The 1,298-nt window shown below is 72.3% G+C and carries 2 protein-coding genes and 1 pseudogene; 2 read left to right on the forward strand and 1 reads right to left on the reverse strand.

The window, feature by feature from the left end:
- Nucleotides 1-249 (reverse strand): annotated as a pseudogene (locus ACEZDE_RS33705) (hypothetical protein); the annotation flags it as partial.
- Between the two features lie 256 nt (nt 250-505).
- On the opposite strand from ACEZDE_RS33705, the gene ACEZDE_RS33710 reads away from it, so the two are divergent.
- On the forward strand, nt 506-1,018 hold the full coding sequence (locus tag ACEZDE_RS33710; protein WP_380545016.1) for a SigE family RNA polymerase sigma factor: 513 nt from the start codon (nt 506-508) through the stop codon (nt 1,016-1,018).
- The coding region (locus ACEZDE_RS33715; RefSeq protein ID WP_380545019.1) for a hypothetical protein at nt 1,011-1,298 on the forward strand (288 nt) is incomplete at its 3' end. The genes ACEZDE_RS33710 and ACEZDE_RS33715, both read left to right, overlap by 8 nt.

The raw sequence follows: 1,298 nt of genomic DNA on the forward strand, positions 1-1,298 counted from the left end.
CGTAACAGTAAACGTCACCGGGGCGGGGGTCACGGGGCCCGAGCTCGTAACGCCGGTCGAGGTGCTGGACGCGCCGTCCGCCGCCGGGGCGCCGGGCTGAGTCGGGTCGGCCGAGGGAGTGCCGGCGGACGGCGACACAGTCGGCGAGGCGATGGGCTTGGGGGCGCCGGTCGAGGCCGCAGCCACCCCTCCCGCCAACGCGAGGGACGCGGCAGTGGCCGCGACGATCATGATCGGACGCAAACGCATGAAAGAACTCCTTGTCCGCAGGCTCCGGTTGATGCCTGCGCCCCGATACGCCCCCCGGCACCTGCCCGGTCGCACCTCGCACACGTGATCCAGGTCACAGGCCACGGGTGCGACCCCGGGACGGTTCTCGTGCGTACAGGCGGCGGCAGGGCCGTGGGAAACACGGGGGACACGGCTTTATTGCCGCGGTCAACGCGTGTTTCCCAGCGGACCGCTGTCACGCGAGCCGACCGACAGCACCAGAAGAGAGCCCCAGATGACACCACAGGAGTTCGACGCGTTCTACGCGGCGTCCTTCTCCCGCCTGACCGGGCAGCTCTACGCGATGACCGGCGACTGGTCCGAAGCACAGGACGTGGTCCAGGAAGCCTTCATCCGTGCATGGGACCGGAGGCGGACCCTCGACCCGGACAACGCCCCGGAGGCATGGATCCGCACCACGGCCCGACGGCTGGCGGTGTCGCGCTGGCGACGCCTGGCCCGCGGCCTGCACCTGGCGGGACGCCACCACCGCCACGACACACTGACCGTCGAGCCGCCCTCCGAAGAACACCTCGTGCTGGTCGCCGCCTTGCGCGACCTGCCCGAGGCACAGCGCAGCGCCGTCGTCCTGCACCACATGTGCGACCTCTCGATCGAGCAGGTCGCCGCCGAAACCGGCGCCGGACTGAGCGCGGTCAAGAGCCGCCTCGCCCGTGGCCGTGCCGCCCTCGCGGCCCAGCTCGGCGACCAGCACCCGACCAGCGAGGAAGGACGACTCCGTGTCTGACCCGATCCACGAGGCCCTGGGCGACCGGCTACTGCTGCTCGGCGCACAGACGCCCGCACCGACCCTGCCCGCTGAGGAGATCCGCCGGCGAGCCGACCGTCGCCGCCACCGCCGGCGCGCCCTCGGCGCGACCGCGGCCTGCACCGCGGCAGCCCTCCTCCTGGCCCTCCCGTCCGTGCTGCACTCAGCGCGAACCAGCCAACAGTCGGCCGCCCCGGACATCTCTTCCTCCCCGTCGCCCTCCCCCCACCCCCGACCGACGGTGGCGTTCACTGTCACC

The sequence above is a fragment of the Streptacidiphilus cavernicola genome (genome assembly GCF_042510955.1).
Lineage (GTDB): Bacteria > Actinomycetota > Actinomycetes > Streptomycetales > Streptomycetaceae > Streptacidiphilus > Streptacidiphilus cavernicola.

Excerpts from the sequence above, each read along its gene's own strand:
- ACEZDE_RS33710 (WP_380545016.1), top strand. The coding sequence starts at position 506 with ATGACACCACAGGAGTTCGACGCGTTCTACGCGGCGTCCTTCTCCCGC.